The organism is Arthrobacter sp. SPG23 (assembly GCF_000876655.1).
GTDB lineage: Bacteria > Actinomycetota > Actinomycetes > Actinomycetales > Micrococcaceae > Arthrobacter.
Window position 1 is genome coordinate 26,218 of the sequence record NZ_JYCN01000008.1, and the last position, 22,139, is coordinate 48,356.

A 22,139-nucleotide genomic window follows, 5' to 3' on the forward strand; every position below is an offset into this window, starting at 1 on the left:
AGACGGCGGGCGGGGCGGCTATTCCCGGTTAAGCGCCTAGCTTAGCGGGCCGTTTTCACTGGCCGGGCGGTGCCGCGGTTGGCACTATGAAGTAATGACTCTTTCTCCTGAACTGACTTTCAACGACGGCAACACCATTCCCCAGCTTGGCTACGGAGTGTGGCAGGTTGAGGACGACGTAGCGGAAAAGGTAGTGGTCCAGGCCTTCGAAGCCGGATTCCGCCACATCGACACCGCCAAGATCTACGGCAACGAAGCAGGCGTGGGCCGCGCCATCGAACGCTCCGGGCTGAAGCCTGAGGACATCTTCATCACCACCAAGCTGTGGAATGCCGACCAGGGGTACGAGTCCACCCTCGCGGCCTTTGAGGCATCCATGGAGCGCCTCGGCCTCGAAACCCTGGACCTGTACCTGATCCACTGGCAGCAGCCGAAGCAGGACAAGTACGTGGATACCTGGAAGGCGCTGATCGAGCTGCAGAAGCGCGGCCGGGTCAAGTCCATCGGTGTTTCCAACTTCACCACCGAGGGGCTCCACCGGATCATTGATGAGACCGGCGTTGTCCCGGCCATCAACCAGATTGAGCTGCACCCGTTCTTCAACCAGGCCGAGTTGCGCGAATTCAATGCATCCAAGGGCATCCTCACGCAGGCGTGGTCGCCGCTGGGCCAGGGCGGCGAGCTCCTGGAGCACCCCGCCATCGCGGAAATCGCGGCCAAGCACAATGCCACGCCGGCCCAGGTGGTCATTGCCTGGCACCTGGCCATCGGCAACGTGGTGATCCCGAAATCCGTTACGGAGTCCCGGATCCGCGAAAATTATGCGGCCCTCGACGTCACGTTGGACGAGGCCGACATCCAGGCCATCAACGGGCTGGACCGGACAGCTGAAGGTACCGGCCGCATCGGCGCGGACCCGTCCGTTTCCGACTTCGCCTAAACGTCGTCGGCAAAGCCCGGTGAATTAGTCCCGGTCAGGAGGCCCCGCACTCACGCAGTGCGGGGCCTCCTGCGTATCCTCAGGCCGCCAGCCGCCCCTGCTCTACGGGCACGGCGTCGATAACGGCCCAGCCCTCCTCATCGGAAACGTTCCGGCTGGCGAACCGCTCTGCTTCCGGCAACGTGTCGAAGGCTTCCGTGCGGATCAGGCCGCAGCCGGTATCAAAAAAAAGTGACGTGGAATTCCCGGTGCTCCGTGGCGTCGCCAAGGGTTACCGGGGTGGGTGCCTGGCTGGTGCTGAGGTTCTTGTCCATGAATCCAGTGTGCAACCGGCCTCTGACAGTAAAGGCCACTCAGTCCGGCGTGTTGCGAAGCCGGAGCACCCTCTCCCTGGCGAGGACCTCCGCCCGGTGGCCCCTTTCCGCGGCGCGGGCGGCCAGCTGCATCTGTGCAGCGGCGGCCTCGCGCCGTCTCCTTGCCAGCTCGAACTCCTCCTCGACCTGTTTGAGGCGTGCGCGAAGGCTGCGGGCTTCTCCGTCCAGCCGGGTCATTGCCTGGACGGCTTCCTCGAATTCCGCTGCGCGGTGCATGGCTTCGTCCGCGGCTGACCGGGCGGCCTCTTCCGCTTCGGCCAGGCGGGCCTCTGCCCGGACGACCGCCGACGGCGTGGGCGCAGGCCGCTTCGTCCCCACCGCCTTCAACCGCGGCCGGCTGGCAGAGGCTGCAGGCGCGGTGCTGTCCGGCGGGGCGGTCTCCACGGACGGGCCAGCGTCCGACGGCGGCTCTGCCGGCAGTGCGAGCGCGCCGGGGACGGCCATTGCATCCCGGAGGTCCACCCTGTCCACACCGTCCGCCGAAAGCACCCGGAGCAGCCGGCCGCTCCGCACGGCGTCCTCCGCACCCTCGTCAACAGTGGCGGCCCGCAACGTGGATTCCACCTCCGCTGCCACGGCGGCACTCACCTTGCGGCCCTGCTGATCGGCCACTTCACGCACCGTTCCCATCACGCGGGTGAGGAGCTGGCGGCGCTCCTGGGAGAGCGTGCGGAGGGCGCCGGCGTCGAGGTCTTTCTGGGCGCGCCGCATGGCGGCTCCAAGCTCACCGAGCTCGCGGAGTGAGCCCGGTCGATGCACAGCAAGCATGTTCACCGCCCAGGCAGCGGCCGAGGGTTTGGGCAGGGCACGGACAGCCTCTGCAAGTTCCCGCCCGTTCTCCGCGGCAGCAGTCTTTGCCGCCGCTGCCCGGGCCGGCACGAATCCCTCGAGCGGCAGCCGATAGAGCGCGGAAGCAATGTCCGCCAATTGTTGCTCTCCCATGCGAGCATCATAGGGGCCCGGTGGAGCGGCCGGAGCGTCAGCACGTCAGTCCATCGGGGTATTCAACGTCGCATTGGAGGAAATCGAATGATCGAAATTGCCGGGCTGCCTGCCCATATCCTGCTCATCCACGGCGTCGTCGTATTGGCTCCGCTCGCCGGGTTGGCGGCCATCGTGTACGGCGTGTGGCGCGCCGCGCAACAGTATCTGGCGTGGCCGCTGGGTGTGCTGGCCCTGGGGCTCGTCCCGTTGACACTGGTCACCGCGCAGGCCGGCGAGCAGTTGGAAAAAGCCCGCCCGGCCTCACAGCTTCTCCACGAGCACGTTGAACAGGGCGACGTGCTGAAATATCTTGCCGTGGCCTTTTTTGCGGTGACTGCAGTGATGCTGGCGGTCACTTACGAGCCCTTTGCCCGTCGTCTGGAGCGCCTTGGCAGCCTGGGCTTCATTGGCCGGCTGGGGGGCAGCCGGGGAGTGCGGATTGCCCTGCTGACGGCCGGAGCCGTTGCCGGTGCGGTGCTGATCTACCAGAGCATCATCACCGGCCACTCCGGTGCTGCGTCGGTGTGGGCGGGCCGGTAAGGCGAGGCCATGACCGGTGCCCTTGGCCCCTTGCGGTGCCCCGGCCGGTGAGCGAGTGTAGGGGCATGTGGGTGACAGCGGCATGACGGATGCTCCCCGCCAGGCGGCATTCCATGACGCCGGCTCCTGGCACATCCGCCATGCAGCCGAGGCGGTGGCCGCCTACGGCGTTGACCCCGGTACCGGTCTCACCTCGGACGAAGCTGCCCGCCGGCTCGAGCGTGACGGTCCCAACCAGCTCGAGTCCGCGCCGCCGGTACCGTGGTGGCGAAGGGTCCTGTCCCAGTTCCAGGACCCGCTGATCTACCTGCTGATGGCGGCGATCGCCATTTCGGTGGTGGCCTGGTCGGTGGAAGGTGCCCGCGGCGTTCCGGTCGATGCCCTGGTGATCAGTGCCGTGGTCGTGTTCAATGCGGTGCTGGGCTTCGTCCAGGAGAACAAAGCCGAGACCGCCGTGGCGGCCCTGCAGGTCATGACAGCGGCCAACTCCACGGTCCTCCGCGACGGCGAGCTGCAGACGGTGCCTTCAGCGGGACTCGTTCGCGGCGACATCCTTGCGCTGGGCGAAGGCGACGCCGTTGGCGCGGATGCCCGCCTGCTCACCGCCACCTCCCTCCGGGTCAGCGAAGCCTCCCTGACCGGCGAAAGTGAACCGGTTTCCAAGGACCCGGGAACCCTGGCGGGAAATGTTCCGCTGGGGGACCGGCTGAACATGGTGTTCAAAGGCACGGCCGTCGCCCAGGGCGTGGGCCGGGCGGTGGTGACGGGAACAGCCATGGACACTGAAGTTGGCGCCATCGCCGGGATGCTGGAGCGGACGGTAGCGGAGCCGACTCCGCTGCAAAAGGAAATTGCGGGCGTGAGCCGGCTGCTGGGCACGACGGTGATCGTCATCGCCGTCGTCGTGATGGCCACCGTGGTTGCGGTTAACGGCGTCACCTCCCTGGGCGATCTTGTGACCGTCCTGCTGCTCGGGGTATCGCTGGCCGTGGCGGCTGTCCCCGAGGGACTGCCCGCCATCCTGTCCGTCGTGCTGGCGTTGGGCGTGCAGCGCATGGCCCGCCGCAACGCCGTCGTCAAGCAACTGCACTCGGTGGAAACACTCGGCTCCGCCACGGTGATCGCCTCGGACAAAACGGGGACACTGACCAGGAACGAGATGACGGTGGGCCGGATTGTCACGGCCTCGGGCGAGGTGGAACTGACGGGGGGCGGGTACCGGCCCGAGGGCGGTGCCCGCCAGGACGGCCGGGACGATATTGATCCGGCCGTCCTGTTCGAAGCGGGGCTGGTCCTGGCCGGCGGCACCTTTGCGAACAACGCCCAGCTGAAGGAGCACGACGGCGAGTGGGAGATCCAGGGGGACCCCACCGAAGCTGCTTTCCTTGTCGCGGCACGCAAGCTCGAAGGTGTTACCGAGCGCGTCGGCGAATACGAACGCCACGGTGAAGTGCCGTTCACCTCGGAGCGCAAGCTGATGTCCGCGGTGGCCCACCATAAGGAGCTGGGCACACTGTCCCTCATCACCAAGGGAGCCCCGGACGTGCTGCTTGGACGCTGCACCGGGGTGCAGGTGGGTGAAAGCATTGTCCCGCTGGACGACAGGCGCCGCGAACAGGCACTCGCTGCGGTGGATGCCTTGTCCGCGCAGGCCTTCCGGACGCTCGGCGTCGCCTACCGCCGGTACGGGGACGAGGACAGGCACGAACTTGAGGTACTGGACGAAGCCGATGAAAGCACGCTCGTGTACCTCGGGGTGGTGGGCATCATCGACCCTCCCCGGGCGGAGGCCGCCGCCGCGGTGGCCGCGGCCCAGCACGCCGGAATTCGGGTGCTGATGATTACCGGAGACCACCCGCTCAGTGCTGCACGCATCGCCCGCGACCTGGGGATAGCGGGCGCCGGGGAGCGGGCGGTCACCGGGGCGGAACTCGACGCCCTGGACGAGGCAGGGCTGCGCGCCGTTGCTGCCGCCACATCGGTCTATGCGCGGGTGGCCCCGCAGAACAAACTGCAGATCATCGATGCACTCCAGGCCCAGGGCAACGTGGTGGCCATGACGGGGGACGGGGTCAACGATGCGCCGGCGCTGAAATCTGCGGATATTGGCATCGCGATGGGCATCGCCGGGACGGAAGTGACCAAGGAAGCATCCAAAATGATCCTGACCGATGACAACTTCGCCACCATTGTCGCGGCCGTACGCCAGGGCCGCATCATCTTTGAGAACATCGAAAAGTTTCTTCGCTACCTGCTCTCCTCCAACATGGGCGAGGTGTTCACCGTGTTCCTCGGCGTCGTTTTCGCCGGGGCGCTGGGCCTGGCCGACGCACCGGGTGAAGCCGTGGCGCTTCCCTTGCTCGCCACCCAGATCCTCTGGATCAACCTGGTGACGGATTCCGGACCGGCGCTCGCCATGGGGGTGGACCCGGAGATCGACGACGTCATGGCCCGCAGGCCGCGTGCGACCACCGAGCGGATCATCGGCAGACGGATGTGGTCAGGCATCCTTTCGGTGGGACTTGTCATGGGACTCGCGTCCCTGCTCAGCATCGACATCTTCCTGCCGGGCGGCCTGGTGGAGGGCGACGATTCCCTGCAGGTGGCGCGTACCGCCGGGTTCACCACCCTGGTGTTCGCCCAGCTGTTCAATGCGTTCAATTCGCGTTCCGAGACCTCCAGCGCCTTTCACCGCCTGTTCGTCAACAAATGGCTGTGGGCCGCCGTCACGCTGGCTGTGGCCCTGCAGGTGGCCGTCGTTGAGATGCCGTTTCTGCAGCGGGCGTTCGGGACCGCGTCCATGGATGCCTACCACTGGGGAATGTGCGTGCTGCTGGCGTCCGCGGTGCTGGCTTTTGGTGAACTCCGGAAAATGTCATTCAGGCTCCGGACCCGGCTCCGGCTCCGCAAACCGGCGGCGGCGTGACCGGACCACTGTGGCTGTCAGCAGAACAATAGCCACCAACTGCAGGGCCGCCACGGCGGCAATGAGCGCCGGACGGGAGCTGTAGAGCGCGCCGTACAAGGCTCCGCCGGCAAGTGCGCCGCCCCCTTCGAAGGCGGCAAAGATGCCATAGGCCGTCCCCTGCCTGGCCGGCACCACCAGATCGGCCACCAGCGCCTTCACGGTTGAGTCCTGGATGCCCGTGGCGGCTCCCCATACGAGGACCCCGGCCAGCACAGGTCCCATAGTGGGGGAGAACGCCAGGACCGGGATCAAAGCAACAAGGACCGGCAGGACAAGGAGCACGGCACCGCCGGCGCGGTCGTAGCCGTATCCGCTGGCGAGGGCGCCCAGCGCCGCTGCCGCCATGGCGGCAGCATAAACCAGCGGGACGGCGGAAACAGGGGTATCAACCGCGGCCGTCAGATGGAACGCGATGACGCCGAAGGCCACCAGGCCAGCACTCCAGAAGAACGCGGAGGCGGCGAAGAGGACGAACACAGGAGGAAGGCGTCCCCCCGGCTTGGCGGCAAGTCCCGGCGCACCCCGGGCGCCCGGGGCGCCTCGGGTGCCAGGGGCGCGCGGGGTGTCTCGCCCATCCGGCGTTTCCAGTAGTTCAGCCGCTCGCTGTGGGTCGGGGACGCGGCGCCGCATCCGGAACAGGAGGGCCATTGCAAGGGCCCCAGGAAGGGCCAGGACCGCAAAAGCCGGCCACAGTGCGCCGGTGGCCGCGATGACCGCGGAGGCGATCAGGGGCCCTGCAAACGCGCCGGCAAGGTCCAGGGACTTGTGCACGGCGAAACCGCGTCCACGTCCGACTGGCCCGGCAACAGAGGCGAGCAGGACAGTCTTCGCAGGGCTCCGCACGGCCTTGCCCACGCGGTCGCCGATGATCAGTGCGGACGCCAGCACCAGCCCCGCGGCTCCCGCAAACGGTGTAACAGCTAGCAGGGGAACACTCAGCACTGTCAGTGCATAGCCGGCAAGCGTGAAAGTCCAGTACTTACCAGTGCGGTCCGCCCATGGGCCAAAGATCAGCCGGAGCCCCTGGGCTGCGGCCTCGGCAGCGCCTGTGACCAGCCCAACCACCAAGGCGGAGGCGCCCAGTTGGGCCAGCAGGGGGCCGGCGAGAGGACGTGCGCCGTCGGACACGGCGTCGACAGCCAGGCTGACCAGACCGAATCCCAGCACCATCTTCCAGGGCGAACCCGGCAGCGCCGGGCCGCCTGGAGCAGCCTGGTCGGAAGGATACGGTTTCACAGCTCAAGCGTTTCGGACGGCCTGCGGGAATACAAGAGCTCCGGCTTTTGCCGGGCGCAGTGGACCGACCGACGGATAAGATCACAGGGTGACGAACTCACCGAGTGGCGAACGCTACGTCGTGCGCCGGTGGTGGAGCAGCCGGGCGCTGCCTTGGGCAGGCCTGGTCGGTCTTTCCATCATCCTGACAGGCATTTCCTTGGAGCGGACCATGTTGTTCGCCTACGAGCCGGTACCGGAGTTTGTAGAGCGGCTGCGTGTGGGCAGGCTGTTCATGCTCGCGGGATCGGCAGCGTCCATCGCCGCCGCGGTCTGGTCCCAGATCCGGCAGTATCCGCTGTGGGTAACGCTCTGCGTTGCCGCTCCGGTGGCGCTGGTGGGCCTGGCCACGATGATCACCACGCCGCCATCGTTCATGCCGCAGATCTTTGGTCTGTTCGCCCTGCCGGCAGCACTGGCAGGGCTTATCGGAGGGGTCACCTTCAAACGCCGGTGACGACCCGGCCTGCTTTGCAGGCAGTGCATCCACCTGCGGTCGATGAGGAATACTGATCTACGCATGTCTCCTTATGGAGAGCACCGACCTCGGAAAGCCCCTGGAGCATCATGGACACCGAATCAGCACCAACGCGGCCACCCATCAAGGAGCCGCACTTCGGGCCCCGCGTATCCATCACAGGGATCATCATCGCCATCCTTTGGGTGATCACTTTCAACAGCCACCCTCCCCAGGAAGGCAGTGTGTTCACTAACGGAACCGTCGTCGACCAAGAGATCGCCTCCAAGGGCATCTGCTCACCGATCGCCGAGCTGATTGTGGACGGAGTTGCCTACCGGACTCGTCCAGGCCTCGGAGCCGAGCCCTGTGCACACGAAATCGGCGATCCGATCGAGGTCGCGTACCACCCCGACGACATCAGCGGAACCCTGCAGATTCCTTACGATGACAAGGCCACACGGCAAGTGATCGTCATTTCCTTGCCCGGCTGGATTCTTCTCTTGGCCAGCGCCGTCTCACTTGTCAACAACATCAGGTACCGCCGGAGAATGCGGTCGGCCCCGGCCTGAACACGCGGCAGCCGGCGTCGTCGCGCTGCTATTTTCGGAGCGGGCACCCGGGGCGGTCACGTGGCCGGCCGACGTCTCGTCGCGCATCAGGCGGGTCAATTCCCCGTGCTCAATGTGTGCCGTACGGTCGCCTTGAGCTCAAACGGCGACCACAGATATGCCAGTAAAAAACCCCGCATCGTCACCGAACCAGCGACAACACGGGGTTCTTCCCGAGCTTCCTATCAGAATCGAACTGATGACCTTTTCATTACGAGTGAAACGCTCTACCGACTGAGCTAAGGAAGCACCGCACGAAATTCCCGGAAGAACCGGGCGGATCATGCAAGAGACAACTGTAATAGAGTCCCTTCCCCGGGTCAAAATGAGCCATTCATGTGCCCGCCGGGTCGCCGTCTCCGACGTTGTCTGGATGTTCACCCGGCCGTCGGGGCGGGTTCAGCAGGGTGTCCGGGAGCGCCTGCACTGTGGAACGACCACATGCGGCCGCGTCGGCGGCCGTTTCTCAGCGAAGGGGCTTGGGCCATGACTCCGGACACAGCAGACGCATCCGCACGGGAAGTATGGGAAACCGCGCCGGCAGCGGCCCGCACACAGCCGGGTGCCGCCAAAGATGTCCGGCACGAGGTCCGGCTGGCCGTCGTGGCGATGGTGGGAACAACGGTGTTCGACGGCGGCCTGCTGGAGCGCGCCATGACCCGCACCCTGGCGGACCAGGGTGTGGCGGAAGGGTCGGCGCCGTTTGAGCGCATGCTCCGGTACGCACGGGACACCGCAGGGACGTCGAAACTTGAAGTCTTCAGCCATCTGTTCGAGGACCGTTCACGGGCGGCCGCGGCGAACTCTTTCTTCGAGCGCAGCTGCGATGAACTGATAGCAGACGGCATCATCCGGGCCGTTCCCGGCGCCGAGGACGCCATTGGCTGGCTGCGGGAGGCCGGCATCATGGTCTGCCTAGCCACCGGGTTCGGTCGCCACACGCAGAACATGGTGCTGGAAAGCCTTGGCTGGATGGGGCTGGCGGACCTGAGCCTTTGCCCGGCCGACGCAGGGCGGGGCAGGCCCTATCCGGACATGATCCTGACAGCCGTCCTGGCGCTGGACCTGGACGATGTCCGGAAGGTTGCCGTCGTGGGTGACAGCTGCGCAGACATCGAATCGGGACTGCGGGCCGGAGCCACCACGGTGGCCGGAGTCCTCACGGGGGCGCACGGGGAGCCGGCCCTGCGAGCGGCGGGTGCCACCGCCGTCGTGCAGTCCGTCCGTGACCTGCCGGTGCTGCTGGAGCCCCGGTGCGCTTAGCCGGTTACGGCAACGCGGCTTGAGGCAACGCGGCGGTGCGCCCGCCTAACACTGCGTGTTATCCGCAGGCGCCTCTCCGGTGAGGAGGTAGCCGTCCACGGCGTCGGTGACGCAGCTGTTGGAGCGCCCGTACGCCGTGTGGCCTTCGCCCTTCCACGTCACCAGCGACGCGTTGCCCAGCTGCTTGCGCAGGGCCCCCGCCCATTCCACCGGCGTCGCGGGGTCACCTGTGGTGCCCACCACCAGAATGGGGGCCGAGCCCGGGTACTCCACGGGCGCCGGCGTGCGGATGCTCTTGTAGGGCCAGTCCTGGCAGTTGGTGCCGCCGTAGGCAAAGAAGTAGCCCAGAGTGGGGGATTCCTGCCGCAGCTTCTGCTCTTCGGCCCGCATGGCGGCAGGGTCCGTCACCATGGGGTAGTCCAGGCAGTTGATGGCGTTGAAGGCGAAGGCGCTGTTGGACGTGTATTTGCCGCTCGGGTCGCGGTCGGCGCCAAAGTCGGCCAGCCGCAGCATCGGCGAGGGATCGCCCTTGAGGGCCGCGTCCAGCGCCTGGGTGAGCAACGGCCAGTTGTCGTCGTTGTACAGGGGCAAAATGAGGCCGCTGACGAAGGCCGAGCCGGTCACCATCCTGCCGTCCTGGGCGCGCCGCGGACTCGCGTCCACGGACTCCACCAGGTCCCGGATCTGCTGGACGCCGCTGTCCACGGTACCGGTCAGGGGGCAGCCGCTATCCGCGAGGCACTTCGCCACGTAGGCGCGGATTGCCTTCTCAAACGCGCGGGCCTGGCCGCTGGTGAGCTCCTCGTTGCTGAGGGAAGGGTCCAGGGCGCCGTCCAGCACCATGCGGCCCACGTGGTCCGGGAACAGGGAAGCGTAGGTGGATCCCAGGAAGGTGCCGTAGGAGTAGCCCAAGTAGTTCAGTTTGGTGTCGTTGACCACGGCCCGCAGGATGTCCAGGTCCTTGGCAGCGCTGACCGTGTCCACGTGGGCCAGCACAGGGCCGGTCTTTTCGGCGCACTTGGCCGCCGTTGCCTTGTTGTCGGCGAGGGCGGCTGCGAGGCCGGCGTCCGAACTCAGGTCGTAGTTCTTGGCGCGGGACTCGTCGCGTTCCTGGTCGGTGAGGCACGTGACGGGGGCGGACCGCTTCACGCCGCGCGGGTCGAAGCCCACCAGGTCGTAGCGGGCACGCACTTCACTGGAAACGTTCGTCGCACCGGCGTCCTTGACGAAGTCGTAGCCCGAACCGCCCGGACCGCCGGGGTTCACCAGCAGGCTGCCGGTCTTTTTGCCCGTTGCCTTCATTTTGAGGGCCGCAATCTCGATGCTGTCGCCGGCGGGCTTCGCATAGTCCACGGGGACCTTGATTTTGGCGCACTCGAGCTTGTCCTCGCAGGACGTCCAGGAAACTTCCTGCGAGTAGAAGCTCCGGAGCTCTTCGGGAGCCGCTTCGGCGATGGACGGGTCGGCTTTGCCGGTGCTCCCGCCGCCCGATCCGCCGTCGGACTGGCCCAGCAGGGTGCAGCCTGTCAGGGCGAGCAACACGGCCAGGGTGCCAGCAGCTGCCTTGGCCGCGGCCGATCCGGACCGTGACCGTAGGGGCAGACGTCGGGCAGGCTTCATGCAGGGCTCCTTGAGGGACTTGGCGTGGGCTCGGGCGAACATACGGCGGCCGGAGGGGGTCAGGCGGGGCTGCACTAGATCAGGCTCGCCGCCATGGATTCGATGGCCAGCAGGGGCGCCACGTTGGTGGTGGTGATCCGTTGTCGCGCCTTGTTGATGGCATCCATCCGGGCAAGTGTTGCCTCCGGACCTGAACGGGCGGCAAACTCCGCCAGCTCGCTCCTGAGTTCAACGTTCACCAGCTCCACCGCGTTCCCCATCTGGATGATCAGCACGTCACGGTAAAACGAGAGCAGGTCCGTGAGGGTCCGGTCAAGGGAATCGGTAATGGAACGTTTGGCCCGCCGCTTCTGGTCATCCTCGAGCTGCTTGAGCTGGCTTCTCATGGCGGGCGGCAGGGTGCCGCTTTCCGGTGCCCCGAGCGTGGCCAGGAGCGCCGCCTTTTCTTCGGCGTCGCGCACTTCGTTGGAGCTGTTGGCTTCCTCGGTGGCGATCTTCACCAGCTTTTCGGCCATCAGGACCGCGGCGGTGATGCCCCGCAGTCCCAGCGGAAAGCGGACGGTTTCCATGCGCCGCTCGCGGGCGTCGGCATCCCGGGCGAGCCGGCGGGCAATGCCCACATGGCTCTGGGCCGCGCGGGCCGCGCGTTCAGCAAGAGCCGGATCCACGCCGTCGCGCCTCACCAGCAGCGCCGCGACGTCGGCAGCAGGGGGGAGCCGCAGCGCCACCGGCCGGCAGCGGGAACGGATGGTGACCAGGACGTCCGCCGGCGACGGCGCGCACAGCATCCACACGGTGCGGGGCGTGGGCTCCTCGATTGCCTTGAGCAGCACGTTCGTGGTCCGTTCCGCCATGCGGTCGGCATCCTCCACCACGATGATCCGCCAGCGTCCGGACGAGGGTCGGTTTCCCGCCGTGGACACGAGGTCCCGGGCTTCATCAATGGTGATGGTGACTTTTTCGGTGCGGACGAAGGCCACATCCGAATGCGTTTCCCCCAGGATGGTCAGGCAGGCGGCGCATTCGCCGCAGCCGCGCTTGGTGACGTCCTCCTGGTCGCAGTTGAGGGCGGCGGCAAAGGCTTTAGCGGCGTTGGACCGGCCGGATCCGGGCGGCCCGGTGAACAGCCAGGCATGGGTCAAGCCTTCGCCCTGTGCGGCCTGGCGGAGTTGGGCGACGACGGCGGGCTGGCCCTGCAGATCGTCCCAGACCGTCACGGGGCAACGCCTTCTGCGGTGACCTGCCGGGCCCCTATCAGCGCATCCACCCGTGCCAGGATGAGCCCGGCCAGCTCGGCGACGGGCAGGTGGGCCGGCAGCACCAGGTAACGGTCCGGCCGGCCCGCGGCCAGGTCAAGGAAAGCGTTACGGATCGTGGCGTGGAATTCGTCCGCTTCGGATTCCATCCGGTCTTCGGCGGCGTCACCGGCGGTGCGGCGGAGACGGCCCACGGCGGGGTCGACGTCAAGCAGCACGGTCAGGTCCGGGAGCAGTCCGGATGTGGCCCATTCGTTCAGTTCGCGCACGGCATCGGTTCCGAGTTCCCGTCCGGCGCCCTGGTAGGCCACTGAGGAATCGATGTAACGGTCCGTGAGGACGATGTCGCCGCGTTCCAGGGCGGGCAGGATGACCTGGTCCGCGTGGGCGGCACGGGATGCGGCAAAGATCAGGGCTTCGGTGCGGGCGTCGATGTGGCCGTGGCCGTGGTCCAGTACCAGGGACCGCAGCTTTTCACCGATCGGCGTGCCGCCCGGTTCCCGGGTGCGCAGCACCGTGAAGCCGCGCGAATCAAGGGCCCCGGCCAGTGCTGCGGCCTGCGTGGACTTGCCTGCGCCGTCGCCGCCTTCGAAGGCGATGAACAGTCCGGGGTTCTGGGTAGTCACATGACCAGCCTACCGATAATCACTGACACCGTAGGTGCCGGGCCGTAACGCCTTTCCTGCGCTGTGGGCCTCCCACGTACTCTTTCACCATGAGTCTTTCCGAACAGCAAGCGGCCGCGCTGTCGGCTGAAACGGTGGTTGTGGCCGCCGGCCGCCCGGCCCGCAAACGCGATGCGCCCGTCAACCCGCCCATCGTCCTGTCCTCCACCTATTTCGGGACGGGACCGCTCGCAGACGGCGACCGCGGCTACGGGCGCTACTCCAATCCCACGTGGGATCCCTTCGAAGAAGCCCTGGGCCAGCTGGAGGGGTCGTCCCTCCCAGGGCTGCTGTACGCCTCCGGGCTGGCCGCCGTCAGTTCGGCGCTGTCCCTCATCCCGGCCGGGGGAGTGCTGGTGATGCCGTCGCACAGCTATGCCGGTTCATTGGTGATGGCAACGGAACTCGCGGAGAAGGGCCTGTTCGAACTTCGCACCGTGGACATCGCGGACACCGATGCCGTGAAGGCCCTGCTCGCTCCGGCGGAGGGCAAGCCCGCCAGCATGCTGTGGCTGGAAAGCCCCACCAACCCGATGCTCGGCATCGCTGACATCCGTGCCCTGACCGCTGCCGCCCACGAGGCAGGCGCGATCGTTGTCACCGACAACACGTTTTCCACGCCACTCGTCCAGCAGCCGCTGAGCCTGGGGTCCGACGTCGTCCTCCATTCCGTGACCAAATACCTGGCCGGACATTCCGACGTCGTTTTGGGCGCCCTGGTGACCTCCGACGCTGCGATCCGCGCAAAGCTGCTGCACCACCGCATCATCCACGGCGGTATTGCAGGCCCGTTCGAAGCCTGGCTTGCACTGCGCGGGCTGCGGACCCTGGCGCTGCGCATCGAGCGTTCGCAGGCGTCGGCGGCCGTCCTTGCCGAGCGGCTGAGCAACCATCCCCGGATCGAGAGCATCCGGTTCCCGGGACTGGAAACGGATCCCGGCCACGAGCGCGCCAAGTCGCAGATGAAGGGCTTCGGTTCCATCCTGTGCGTGCAGATCGCCCCGGCCGGCGGCCTCAACGGGGCCGAGGCTGCGGACAAGGTGGTCCGTGCCCTGCACCTGTGGCTGCCCGCCACCTCGCTGGGCGGGGTTGAATCCCTGATTGAACGACGACGCCGCCACGCGGCCGAACCGGTCAGCGTACCGGACAACCTGGTCCGCCTGAGCGTCGGGATTGAAAACGTTGAAGACCTCTGGGCCGATTTGGAGCAGGCCTTGGACGCTTTGGGCGGCTAGGCTGGGGACGTGGACGGAAAACAGTTGATTATCTTCGTCGAGACCTGGGTCTATTTCATCCTTGCGCTCGTGGCTTTTGGTCTTGAAGCATGGGCGTTCTTTGATTGCCTGCGCCACAAGGCGAACGCCTTTGAGGCTGTTTCCAAGCGGACCAAAACGTTCTGGCTGGCATTGACCGGCGGCGCTGTGGCCATCGGCGGCCTGTCCCTTTACGGTGGCGGCGGTGGCGGTTTCGGCACCCTCGGCCTGTTCGGCCTCGCGGCGGTCACCGCTGCGTCGGTGTACCTCGCTGACGTGCGACCCGCAGTGAAAGACGCCGGCCGCGGCGGCAGCCGCAACATGGGTCCCTACGGGCCCTGGTAACCAGGCAACACCTCAGGCGGGCGCCACAGCGTCCCAACCGACAGTTAACTCGCCCAGCCGCCAGCGTGACGGTCCGTCCTGGACGGGCCAGCCGCCGTCGAGCATTGCGCGGCACATGGCTGTCCACCGTTGCCGGTTCCCGAACGCGGCCAGCGGCGCTGCGTCCAGCCAGGCCTTGTCCAGTGCCTGCAGGAAGCCGTGGATTCTCTCCCCGGGCACGTTCCGGTGGATCAGGGCTTTCGGCAGGCGCTCGGCAATCTCGGAGGGCAGCGCGAAGCCGCCGAAGCGCATGGAGATGCTCAGGCTCAGCGGACCGCCGGCGTCCAGCGCCACCCAGGTCACGCGGCGTCCGATTTCGTCGCAGGTGCCGTCGATGAACAGCCCGTTGGGGCCCAGCCGGCCCCGGACCAGCGCCCAGATGGCCTCAACGTCCGCTTCCTCGTACTGCCGAAGGACGTTGAACGCGCGTACTATCACCGGCTGCCCGGGCACGGGGATCTCGAACCCGCCCACATGGAAGCTCAGCCCGGACCGCTCCAAGGGTTTGGCCGCCCGGACCCGCTCGGGCTCAATCTCTATCCCGGCCACCCGGACATCCGTGCGCACCGCGGACAAACGGTCGAACAGTTCGACGGCGGTGGCCGGCGAGGCGCCGTAGCCCAGGTCAATGACCAGCGGGTCGCTTGCCCGGCGCAGCCGCCAGGCCTGTGTCCCCGTGAGCCACCGGTCCAGGCGCCGCATCCGGTTGGGGTTGGTGGTGCCGCGGGTCACGTTGCCCACCGGCCGGCTGTTTTTGCCGGCGCCGCCGGCCCCGCCCCTGGTTCCGCTCCCGGTCCGGGCGGCGGCCACCCGTTCAGCTTTCTGCACCACCGGACAAGCTTAACGGTCCTGGTCCCGGCGTCCTGCCCCGATTACGGCCGGCCGGTGTAACGCTCGGCGGGGCCGCCGCCTGCTCGGCTAGGATGAAAACCATGACTTACAAGCTGATTCTGCTGCGCCACGGCCACAGCGAATGGAACGCCAAGAACCTGTTCACCGGCTGGGTGGATGTTGACCTTAACGACCAGGGCCGCGAGGAAGCGGCACGCGGCGGGGAGCTTCTGGTTGAGAACAATGTTCTCCCGGATGTGCTCTACACCTCCCTCCTGAAGCGTGCCATCAACACCGCCAACATCGCCCTGGACAAGGCCGACCGCGGCTGGATCCCGGTCAAGCGCGACTGGCGCCTGAACGAGCGCCACTACGGTGCACTGCAGGGCAAGGACAAGGCACAGACGCTTGCCGAGTACGGTGAAGAGCAGTTCATGGAATGGCGCCGTTCGTACGACACCCCGCCGCCGCCCCTGGACGACAGCAGCGAGTTCTCCCAGGCGCACGATCCCCGCTATGCCGACCTGGGCGACGCCCTCCCGCGCACCGAGTGCCTCAAGGACGTCCTCATCCGCCTGATGCCCTACTGGGAATCGGACATCAAGGAAGACCTCAAAGCCGGTAAGACCGTCCTGGTCACCGCCCACGGCAACTCCCTGCGCGCCTTGGTCAAGCACCTTGACGGCATCAGCGACGAAGCCATTGCCGGCCTGAACATCCCCACCGGCATCCCGCTGGTCTACGACCTCGACGAGGACTTCAAGCCGCTCAACCCCGGCGGCACCTACCTCGACCCCGAGGCCGCTGCCGAATCCATCAAGGCAGTCGCGAACCAGGGCAAAAAGTAAGCGAACGACGGCGGGCCGGTCACCTTTCGGTGACCGGCCCGCCGTCGTTATGCCGGATGGAATCCCGGCTAAGAGATCAGCTGATTTCGGTGCTGTGCGGGTGCCACGCGCCGGTGACCAGGTACGTGACTTTCTGGGCGACGGACACGCCGTGGTCTGCGAAGCGTTCAAAGTAGCGGCTGGCCAGGGCGACGTCCACGGTGGTGGCCGGTGACTCGTTCCAGTCGCTGCGGGCGATGGCCTTGAAGACGCTCAGGTGGAGGTCGTTGACGGTCGCATTCGCCTTGAGGATGTCACGGGCAACTTCCAGGTCACGCGTTTCCAGGAGCTCGGTGAGCTTGTCTGCGATCAGCTGGTCCTGCTCGGCGAAGCTCTTGAAGGTTTCGGCGAGCTGCGCCGGAATCACGTTGGCCGGGTAGCGGAGCCGCGCCAGCTGGGCGATGTGCCGGGCGAGGTCTCCCATGCGCTCCAGCGAGGCACTCATCCGCAGGGAACCCACGATCATCCGGAGGTCGCTGGCCACGGGCCCCTGGAGGGCCAGGATGTCGATGGCCCGCTCGTCCAGGCTGTTCTGCAGGAAGTCGATCCTGGCGTCGGCGGCGATGACATCCTGGGCGAGGTCGACGTCCGCCCCCTCGAAAGCAGTGGTGGCCTTGGCGATGGCCTCGCTCACCAGCTTTGAAATTTCGACGAGCTGCTCGCCCACCTGTGTGAGCTCCTCCTGAAAAACCTTACGCACTACGCGTCCTTTCCTTGGAAAACCGTCCCCCACCGAAGTGGCAGCCGGATTTCGTATCACCGCTCTGCAGTCCAACTAATAACTCTGTCAGCGTCCGGTGAACTGTTACGCACCTATAGGTGAACGTTAGCTGAACCCGGCCGGGAATCGCATCAGATTCGCTTTGGGCGCCCGGGGCAGAGCATAAGCTGGAACCGTGGATCCTATGCTCATCGGTGTCATCGCGGGCCTCATCGGCCTGTCCTTCGGCATCTTTGGCGTGCTCGCCTTCCGGGTCAGCGAACAGCAGCGCAAGCTGGTGGATGTTGAATTCGACGAACCGGCGCTGCCGCCCGGCGCCGCGGAGGTGCTCGCCGTCGTCGGCCGTGCCTTCGTCGTGGTCGACGCGATCGACGGCGTGGTGAGGGCAAGCCCGGCGGCGTATGCCTTCGGCCTCGTCCGCGGCCACACGGTAGTCCACAAGCAGCTCCTGGACATGACGGCGCGGGTGAGGCGCGACGGCGTCATCCTCGAGAAGCAGTTCGAACTGCCCCGGGGTCCGCTGGGCCAGGGGACCATCATCGTCCAGGTCCGGGCAGCCATGCTCGGTGAGGAATACATCCTGCTGCTGGCGGACGACCGGACCGAGATCACCCGCACCGAGGAGATCCGCAACGACTTCGTGGCCAACGTGTCCCACGAGCTCAAGACCCCGGTCGGCGCCATATCCCTGCTGGCGGAAGCGCTTGAGTCCTCGGCGGATGACGAAGAGGCCGTCCGCCGCTTCGCCAAGCGGATGCAGAAGGAATCGACCCGGCTGGCCGCGCTGGTGCAGGACATCATTGAACTCTCCCGGCTGCAGGGCGCCAACGTTGCCCAGCAGGGGCACGCGGTGGACATCAACTCCGTCATCACCGAGGCCGTGGACCGTTCGCAGCTTCCCGCCGAAAGCAAGAACATCTCCATTGTGGTCGGCGGCCATGTGGACGCCATGGTCTACGGGGACCAGGACCTGCTCGTGACGGCGCTGCGGAACCTGATCGACAACGCCATCCGCTATTCTCCGGAGAACACCAAGGTGGGCGTCGGCGTTCGCGCCAAGGAAGGGCTGATCTCCATCTCTGTCACCGACCAGGGGGACGGCCTCAGCCCGGAGGACCAGGAACGCGTCTTTGAACGCTTTTACCGTGTGGACGCCGCCAGGTCGCGGCAGACCGGCGGTACCGGCCTGGGCCTGAGCATCGTCAAGCACGTTATTTCCAACCACGGCGGGGAAGTGACGCTGTGGTCGCAGCCCGGCCAGGGGTCCACCTTCACCATCAGGCTTCCAGAGATGGAGGGGCAGGACGACGGCGACGCCTCCGCGGCGCCGGCAGCGGCCGCCCGCAGCACCTCACTACACAGTAACGACGCCTCCGGCGTCCATGAGCAAGGAGCCAGCGCTTGAGCAGGATTCTCATAGTCGAGGACGAGGAGTCGTTCAGCGACCCGCTGTCCTACCTTCTGGGCAAGGAAGGATTCGAGGTGGAGGTCGTGGATAACGGCCTGGACGCCATCACGGAGTTCGACCGGAACGGGGCTGACCTGGTGCTCCTGGACCTCCAGCTGCCCGGCCAGTCCGGCACCGAAGTGTGCCGGCAGCTTCGCCAGCGTTCCACCGTCCCTGTCATCATGCTGACAGCCAAGGACGCTGAAATCGATAAGGTCGTGGGGCTGGAACTCGGGGCTGACGACTACGTCACCAAACCGTATTCATCCCGGGAACTCGTTGCCCGGGTCAGGGCGGTCCTGCGGCGGCAGGGCGAGCCCGAGGAGCTCATCACCAACACGGTCCAGGCCGGTCCCGTGCGGATGGACGTCGAACGCCACGTGGTGAGCGTGGACGGCGAGCAGGTATCGCTGCCGCTGAAGGAATTCGAACTGCTGGAGATGCTGCTCCGCAATTCAGGCCGGGTGCTGACCCGCGGCCAGTTGATCGACCGGGTCTGGGGGTCCGATTACGTTGGCGACACCAAGACCCTTGATGTCCACGTCAAAAGGCTGCGCAGCAAGATCGAGCCGGACCCGTCGGCACCGCGGTACCTCGTGACGGTCCGCGGCCTGGGCTACAAGTTCGAACCCTAGGCAACACCGCCCCCGGCACACCGGCCCCCCGGCACACCGGCACACCGGCCCCCCCGGCACACCGGCCCCCCGGCGCGCCGGGCAGGGCGAAACCGGCGCAACACAACCGGACAGCACAAAAGGAGGGCTCCCGCGCGGCGGGAGCCCTCCTTTCTGGTGTTGCGAGCTAGTGGCTTTCGCTGCTCGTGGGAGTCGGCGTAGCGGTCCCGGACGGGGTGGGTTCGCTGCCTTCCGGCAGGTACTGCTTGTACTCGGGCAGCGTGGCGTCCAGCACGGGCACCTTGACCTTGGCGGTCTGGTTGGTGCCGTCCTCGGAAATGGTGACCTCGGACAGGGAGCCCGGGATGGCGCCCGTGGTGCTGAGGATCGCCGGATCCGCGGATTCGTTGAGGAGGGTGTAGGAGTTCTTCTTCACAGGCACCTGCGTCTGTGAGCCTCCCGCACCGTTGATGGTCAGCTTGACGTCGCTGGACGAGGAATTGTAAACAGCGCCGACCACGCGGCCCGGCTTGTCCTCGCCGGTGGAAACGATCATGAAGTTGCGGATCTGGAGGGGGCCCAGATCTTCCCTGGTGCCGTCAGACGCCGAGTACTGCTCAGAAGTTTGCTGCGGGTTGATGTAGCCGCAGCCGGTCACGGACAGCAGGCCGATGGCAAGTGCTGCCGTTGCCATTGCCAGCTTGCCGCGCTGGCCCCGGTTCATCGCAGTGAAACGCACGTCACGCACTCCTTGAGAGTCTTGAAACATTATTCAGCCATAGCCTATCCTCAAACGGTCTCAAACAAGGATTCGGGCGGTACACATTAACGTCCGGAAACCCGTCCCGCCTGACCGCTCCGTACCCTGTCGGCTGCGCCGCAACCCTGGCCGCCGGCTGCCTCCGTCTGCCCTTGGCACGCCCCTCCCGATGCACTAATATCCGCATCCGTCAAGGGGTTGAAGGGGGTTGATTGGCCCCATTTTCCTTGTATTTACTGGGTTCGAGGCCCCGATCCGTGCCAGTTGTATGCCTTAATCGTGATAAACTGGTCTGCGGGAAAGGGGAAAGTCCACATGGTTTTTGAGGTCGGCGAGACAGTAGTTTACCCTCACCACGGTGCAGCAAAAATTGAAGAAATCAAGATGCGCACCATCAAGGGCGAAGAGAAAATGTATCTCAAGCTCAAGGTGGCCCAGGGTGATCTGACCATTGAAGTTCCAGCAGAGAACGTTGACCTTGTTGGTGTTCGTGACGTAGTGGGCAAAGAAGGTTTGGAGCATGTCTTTGACGTGCTGCGGGCCGAGTTCACTGAAGAGCCTACCAACTGGTCGCGTCGTTACAAGGCAAATCTGGAGAAGCTTGCTTCCGGGGACGTCATCAAGGTGGCAGAGGTCGTTCGCGATCTGTGGCGCCGGGATCACGACCGCGGCCTTTCCGCAGGTGAGAAGCGTATGCTGGCCAAGGCCCGCCAGATTCTGATTTCAGAACTGGCACTGGCTGAAAAGACGGATGAAGAGAAGGCTGCAAGCGTTCTCGACGAAGTCTTGGCTTCCTAAGAATTGAACCCCGGTGGCTCACCAGCCGCCGGGGTTTCTTTTTGCCCTTTTTTGGACAAAATCCGGGATTTCGCCCGGCGCCGGAAGGGCCCGGCCACGTAGTGTTGTGCCCATGACTGCAACAGAAATTTCCGCCGGAGCCGCGCCGGATGACGGGGAACACGCCCCCCGTCCCGTGGTAGCCGTGGTGTTGGTCGCGGCCGGGTCCGGGCAGCGGCTCGGTTATGGTATGCCCAAGGCGAGGGTCCCCCTCGGCGGGGAACCCATCCTGATGCACGCGCTGCGCGGGATCGTTTCCTCAGGCGTCGCGCAGCAGGTCTGCGTCGCGCTTCCGCCGGGCGACGGAGCACTCCGGCGGATGTGCGATGACTTCACAGGCGAACTCGCCGACGGCGGGCCGCTGCTGACGATCGTCGACGGCGGTGCCACGCGTACCGAATCGGTCCGTTCGGCCTTGGCAGCCCTGGAAGAGGGCACCCAGGCTGTGCTGGTCCACGACGCCGCCCGCGCCCTGACGCCGGAGTCTGTCTTCCATCGCGTGGTGGACTCCCTGGCGGCTGGCGCCCTGGCGGTCATCCCCGTGATACCCGTGGTGGACACCGTCAAGACCGTTGAAGCAACCAGCGACGAGGACGCACGGATTGCGCCGGAGATGGTGGTGGGCACGGCACCGCGGGAGAAGCTGCGCGCCGTGCAGACCCCGCAGGGATTCGACCTTGGCACGCTATTGAAGGCGCACCGGGAGGCTGCCGGCTTCGACGAAGCCCAGGCCGCCGCCATAACGGATGACGCCATGCTGGTGGAACGGCTGGGTGTCCCGGTCCATGCTGTCCGCGGAGCCAGCCAGTCACTGAAGATCACCACTCCCTTGGACCTCATCATTGCCGAGGGCCTGCTGGAAGGGCCGCTCGGCGCACGCTGGGTGGAGGGCTGAACGTGGCACCTCCCATCATTCCCAGAACCGGCATCGGCATCGACGTCCATGCTTTTGCCGCCCCGGACAGCCCGCGGGCGCTCTGGCTGGGCGGACTTCTGTGGGAAGGCGAGCAGGGCCTGGCCGGGCACTCCGATGGCGATCCCGTGGCCCACGCGGCTGCAGATGCACTGTTTTCGGCCGCCGGAATAGGGGATCTCGGCACCCATTTCGGCACGGACCGCCCTGAATTCGCAGGCGCCTCCGGCGTGACCCTCCTAGCCGAGGCCGCCCGCATTGTGCGGGCGGAAGGGTTTGAGATAGGGAACATCGCGGTGCAGTTTGTCGGCAACAGGCCCAAATTCGGTCCGCGCCGGGAGGAATCCCAGACGGTCCTGAGTGCTGCGGCGGACGCCCCCGTCAGCGTCAGCGCCACCACCAGCGACGGCCTCGGCTTCACCGGCCGCGGGGAAGGCATCTCGGCCCTCGCTACCGCGTTGGTGTACCGGACGGGCTGAAGCAGGGCCGGCGTTTCGCCTAGGCTTAAGGGAGTCATTTCCCAGCCGAACACTCCAGGA

Annotated in this window: 22 protein-coding genes and 1 tRNA gene; 14 read left to right on the forward strand and 9 right to left on the reverse strand. The window is 66.3% G+C overall.

What is annotated here, in order from left to right; genetic code table 11:
- Positions 1–94: 94 nt before the first annotated feature.
- The gene (locus TV39_RS03175) at positions 95–940 is read left to right on the forward strand and encodes an aldo/keto reductase (protein WP_043478298.1); all 846 of its coding nucleotides are present in this window, start codon (positions 95–97) and stop codon (positions 938–940) included.
- A 353-nt stretch (positions 941–1,293) separates the two neighbouring features.
- On the opposite strand, the gene TV39_RS03185 is transcribed toward TV39_RS03175, so the two are convergent.
- A complete protein-coding gene (locus TV39_RS03185; protein WP_043478301.1) occupies positions 1,294–2,256 on the reverse strand; it encodes a hypothetical protein in 963 nt (320 codons plus the stop codon).
- Positions 2,257–2,343: 87 nt separating this feature from the next.
- Between TV39_RS03185 and TV39_RS03190 the strand changes: the two genes are divergently transcribed.
- Complete coding sequence (locus TV39_RS03190; RefSeq protein WP_043478304.1) at positions 2,344–2,838, forward strand: hypothetical protein; 495 nt, start codon at positions 2,344–2,346, stop codon at positions 2,836–2,838.
- 82 nt (positions 2,839–2,920) lie between these two features.
- Positions 2,921–5,764 (forward strand): cation-translocating P-type ATPase, encoded by a 2,844-nt coding sequence (locus TV39_RS03195; protein WP_043478367.1) that lies wholly within the window; start codon positions 2,921–2,923, stop codon positions 5,762–5,764.
- On the opposite strand, the gene TV39_RS03200 is transcribed toward TV39_RS03195, so the two are convergent.
- Positions 5,714–7,042, reverse strand: coding sequence for an MFS transporter (locus TV39_RS03200; RefSeq protein ID WP_235347260.1), 1,329 nt, complete (start codon positions 7,040–7,042; stop codon positions 5,714–5,716). The genes TV39_RS03195 and TV39_RS03200 overlap by 51 nt on opposite strands.
- Positions 7,043–7,130: 88 nt before the next feature.
- Here TV39_RS03200 and TV39_RS03205 point away from each other — a divergent pair, with 88 nt between their 5' ends.
- Together TV39_RS03205 and TV39_RS03210 are read left to right on the forward strand one after the other, a co-directional pair.
- A complete protein-coding gene (locus tag TV39_RS03205; RefSeq protein ID WP_052500473.1) occupies positions 7,131–7,538 on the forward strand; it encodes a hypothetical protein in 408 nt (135 codons plus the stop codon).
- Positions 7,539–7,648: 110 nt separating this feature from the next.
- A complete protein-coding gene (locus TV39_RS03210; RefSeq protein WP_043478307.1) occupies positions 7,649–8,110 on the forward strand; it encodes a hypothetical protein in 462 nt (153 codons plus the stop codon).
- A 215-nt stretch (positions 8,111–8,325) separates the two neighbouring features.
- Here TV39_RS03210 and TV39_RS03215 read toward each other — a convergent pair.
- Positions 8,326–8,398, reverse strand: a tRNA-Thr gene (locus tag TV39_RS03215).
- A 237-nt stretch (positions 8,399–8,635) separates the two neighbouring features.
- Between TV39_RS03215 and TV39_RS03220 the strand changes: the two genes are divergently transcribed.
- Positions 8,636–9,412 carry an HAD family hydrolase gene (locus TV39_RS03220; RefSeq protein ID WP_082049461.1) on the forward strand — a complete coding sequence of 259 codons (777 nt, stop codon included), beginning with the start codon at positions 8,636–8,638 and terminating at the stop codon, positions 9,410–9,412.
- 45 nt (positions 9,413–9,457) lie between these two features.
- On the opposite strand, the gene TV39_RS03225 is transcribed toward TV39_RS03220, so the two are convergent.
- The 3 genes from TV39_RS03225 to tmk all read right to left on the reverse strand — a co-directional run bounded on the left by TV39_RS03225 (position 9,458) and on the right by tmk (position 12,914).
- Positions 9,458–11,032, reverse strand: a complete 1,575-nt coding sequence (locus tag TV39_RS03225; RefSeq protein WP_043478310.1) for an alpha/beta hydrolase — start codon at positions 11,030–11,032, stop codon at positions 9,458–9,460.
- Between the two features lie 74 nt (positions 11,033–11,106).
- A complete protein-coding gene (locus TV39_RS03230) occupies positions 11,107–12,249 on the reverse strand; it encodes a DNA polymerase III subunit delta' (RefSeq protein ID WP_043478313.1) in 1,143 nt (380 codons plus the stop codon).
- Positions 12,246–12,914, reverse strand: coding sequence for a dTMP kinase (gene tmk, locus TV39_RS03235; protein WP_043478316.1), 669 nt, complete (start codon positions 12,912–12,914; stop codon positions 12,246–12,248). Before tmk ends, TV39_RS03230 begins: the two co-directional genes overlap by 4 nt.
- 89 nt (positions 12,915–13,003) lie before the next feature.
- Between tmk and TV39_RS03240 the strand changes: the two genes are divergently transcribed.
- Positions 13,004–14,188 carry a trans-sulfuration enzyme family protein gene (locus TV39_RS03240; RefSeq protein ID WP_043478320.1) on the forward strand — a complete coding sequence of 395 codons (1,185 nt, stop codon included), beginning with the start codon at positions 13,004–13,006 and terminating at the stop codon, positions 14,186–14,188.
- Positions 14,189–14,197: 9 nt separating this feature from the next.
- On the forward strand, positions 14,198–14,551 hold the full coding sequence (locus TV39_RS03245) for a DUF2516 family protein (protein WP_011690585.1): 354 nt from the start codon (positions 14,198–14,200) through the stop codon (positions 14,549–14,551).
- Between the two features lie 12 nt (positions 14,552–14,563).
- Here TV39_RS03245 and TV39_RS03250 read toward each other — a convergent pair whose 3' ends face one another.
- Complete coding sequence (locus TV39_RS03250; protein WP_200890937.1) at positions 14,564–15,421, reverse strand: class I SAM-dependent methyltransferase; 858 nt, start codon at positions 15,419–15,421, stop codon at positions 14,564–14,566.
- A gap of 101 nt (positions 15,422–15,522) precedes the next feature.
- Here TV39_RS03250 and TV39_RS03255 point away from each other — a divergent pair, with 101 nt between their 5' ends.
- A complete protein-coding gene (locus TV39_RS03255) occupies positions 15,523–16,269 on the forward strand; it encodes a phosphoglyceromutase (protein WP_043478323.1) in 747 nt (248 codons plus the stop codon).
- A gap of 76 nt (positions 16,270–16,345) precedes the next feature.
- Here TV39_RS03255 and phoU read toward each other — a convergent pair whose 3' ends face one another.
- Positions 16,346–17,008 carry a phosphate signaling complex protein PhoU gene (gene phoU, locus TV39_RS03260; protein ID WP_043478326.1) on the reverse strand — a complete coding sequence of 221 codons (663 nt, stop codon included), beginning with the start codon at positions 17,006–17,008 and terminating at the stop codon, positions 16,346–16,348.
- A 205-nt stretch (positions 17,009–17,213) separates the two neighbouring features.
- On the opposite strand from phoU, the gene TV39_RS03265 reads away from it, so the two are divergent.
- Together TV39_RS03265 and TV39_RS03270 are read left to right on the forward strand one after the other, a co-directional pair.
- Complete coding sequence (locus tag TV39_RS03265) at positions 17,214–18,434, forward strand: sensor histidine kinase (RefSeq protein WP_043478329.1); 1,221 nt, start codon at positions 17,214–17,216, stop codon at positions 18,432–18,434.
- A complete protein-coding gene (locus tag TV39_RS03270) occupies positions 18,431–19,111 on the forward strand; it encodes a response regulator transcription factor (RefSeq protein ID WP_043478332.1) in 681 nt (226 codons plus the stop codon). Before TV39_RS03265 ends, TV39_RS03270 begins: the two co-directional genes overlap by 4 nt.
- A gap of 166 nt (positions 19,112–19,277) precedes the next feature.
- Here TV39_RS03270 and TV39_RS03275 read toward each other — a convergent pair whose 3' ends face one another.
- Positions 19,278–19,814, reverse strand: coding sequence for a hypothetical protein (locus TV39_RS03275; RefSeq protein WP_043478335.1), 537 nt, complete (start codon positions 19,812–19,814; stop codon positions 19,278–19,280).
- Positions 19,815–20,165: 351 nt separating this feature from the next.
- On the opposite strand from TV39_RS03275, the gene TV39_RS03280 reads away from it, so the two are divergent.
- The 3 genes from TV39_RS03280 (at position 20,166) to ispF (ending at position 22,079) form a co-directional block, all read left to right on the forward strand.
- Positions 20,166–20,648, forward strand: a complete 483-nt coding sequence (locus TV39_RS03280) for a CarD family transcriptional regulator (RefSeq protein ID WP_011690592.1) — start codon at positions 20,166–20,168, stop codon at positions 20,646–20,648.
- Positions 20,649–20,760: 112 nt separating this feature from the next.
- The gene (gene ispD, locus TV39_RS03285; RefSeq protein WP_043478338.1) at positions 20,761–21,582 is read left to right on the forward strand and encodes a 2-C-methyl-D-erythritol 4-phosphate cytidylyltransferase; all 822 of its coding nucleotides are present in this window, start codon (positions 20,761–20,763) and stop codon (positions 21,580–21,582) included.
- Positions 21,583–21,584: 2 nt separating this feature from the next.
- Positions 21,585–22,079 (forward strand): 2-C-methyl-D-erythritol 2,4-cyclodiphosphate synthase, encoded by a 495-nt coding sequence (gene ispF / locus TV39_RS03290; protein ID WP_144406295.1) that lies wholly within the window; start codon positions 21,585–21,587, stop codon positions 22,077–22,079.
- Positions 22,080–22,139: the final 60 nt, after the last annotated feature.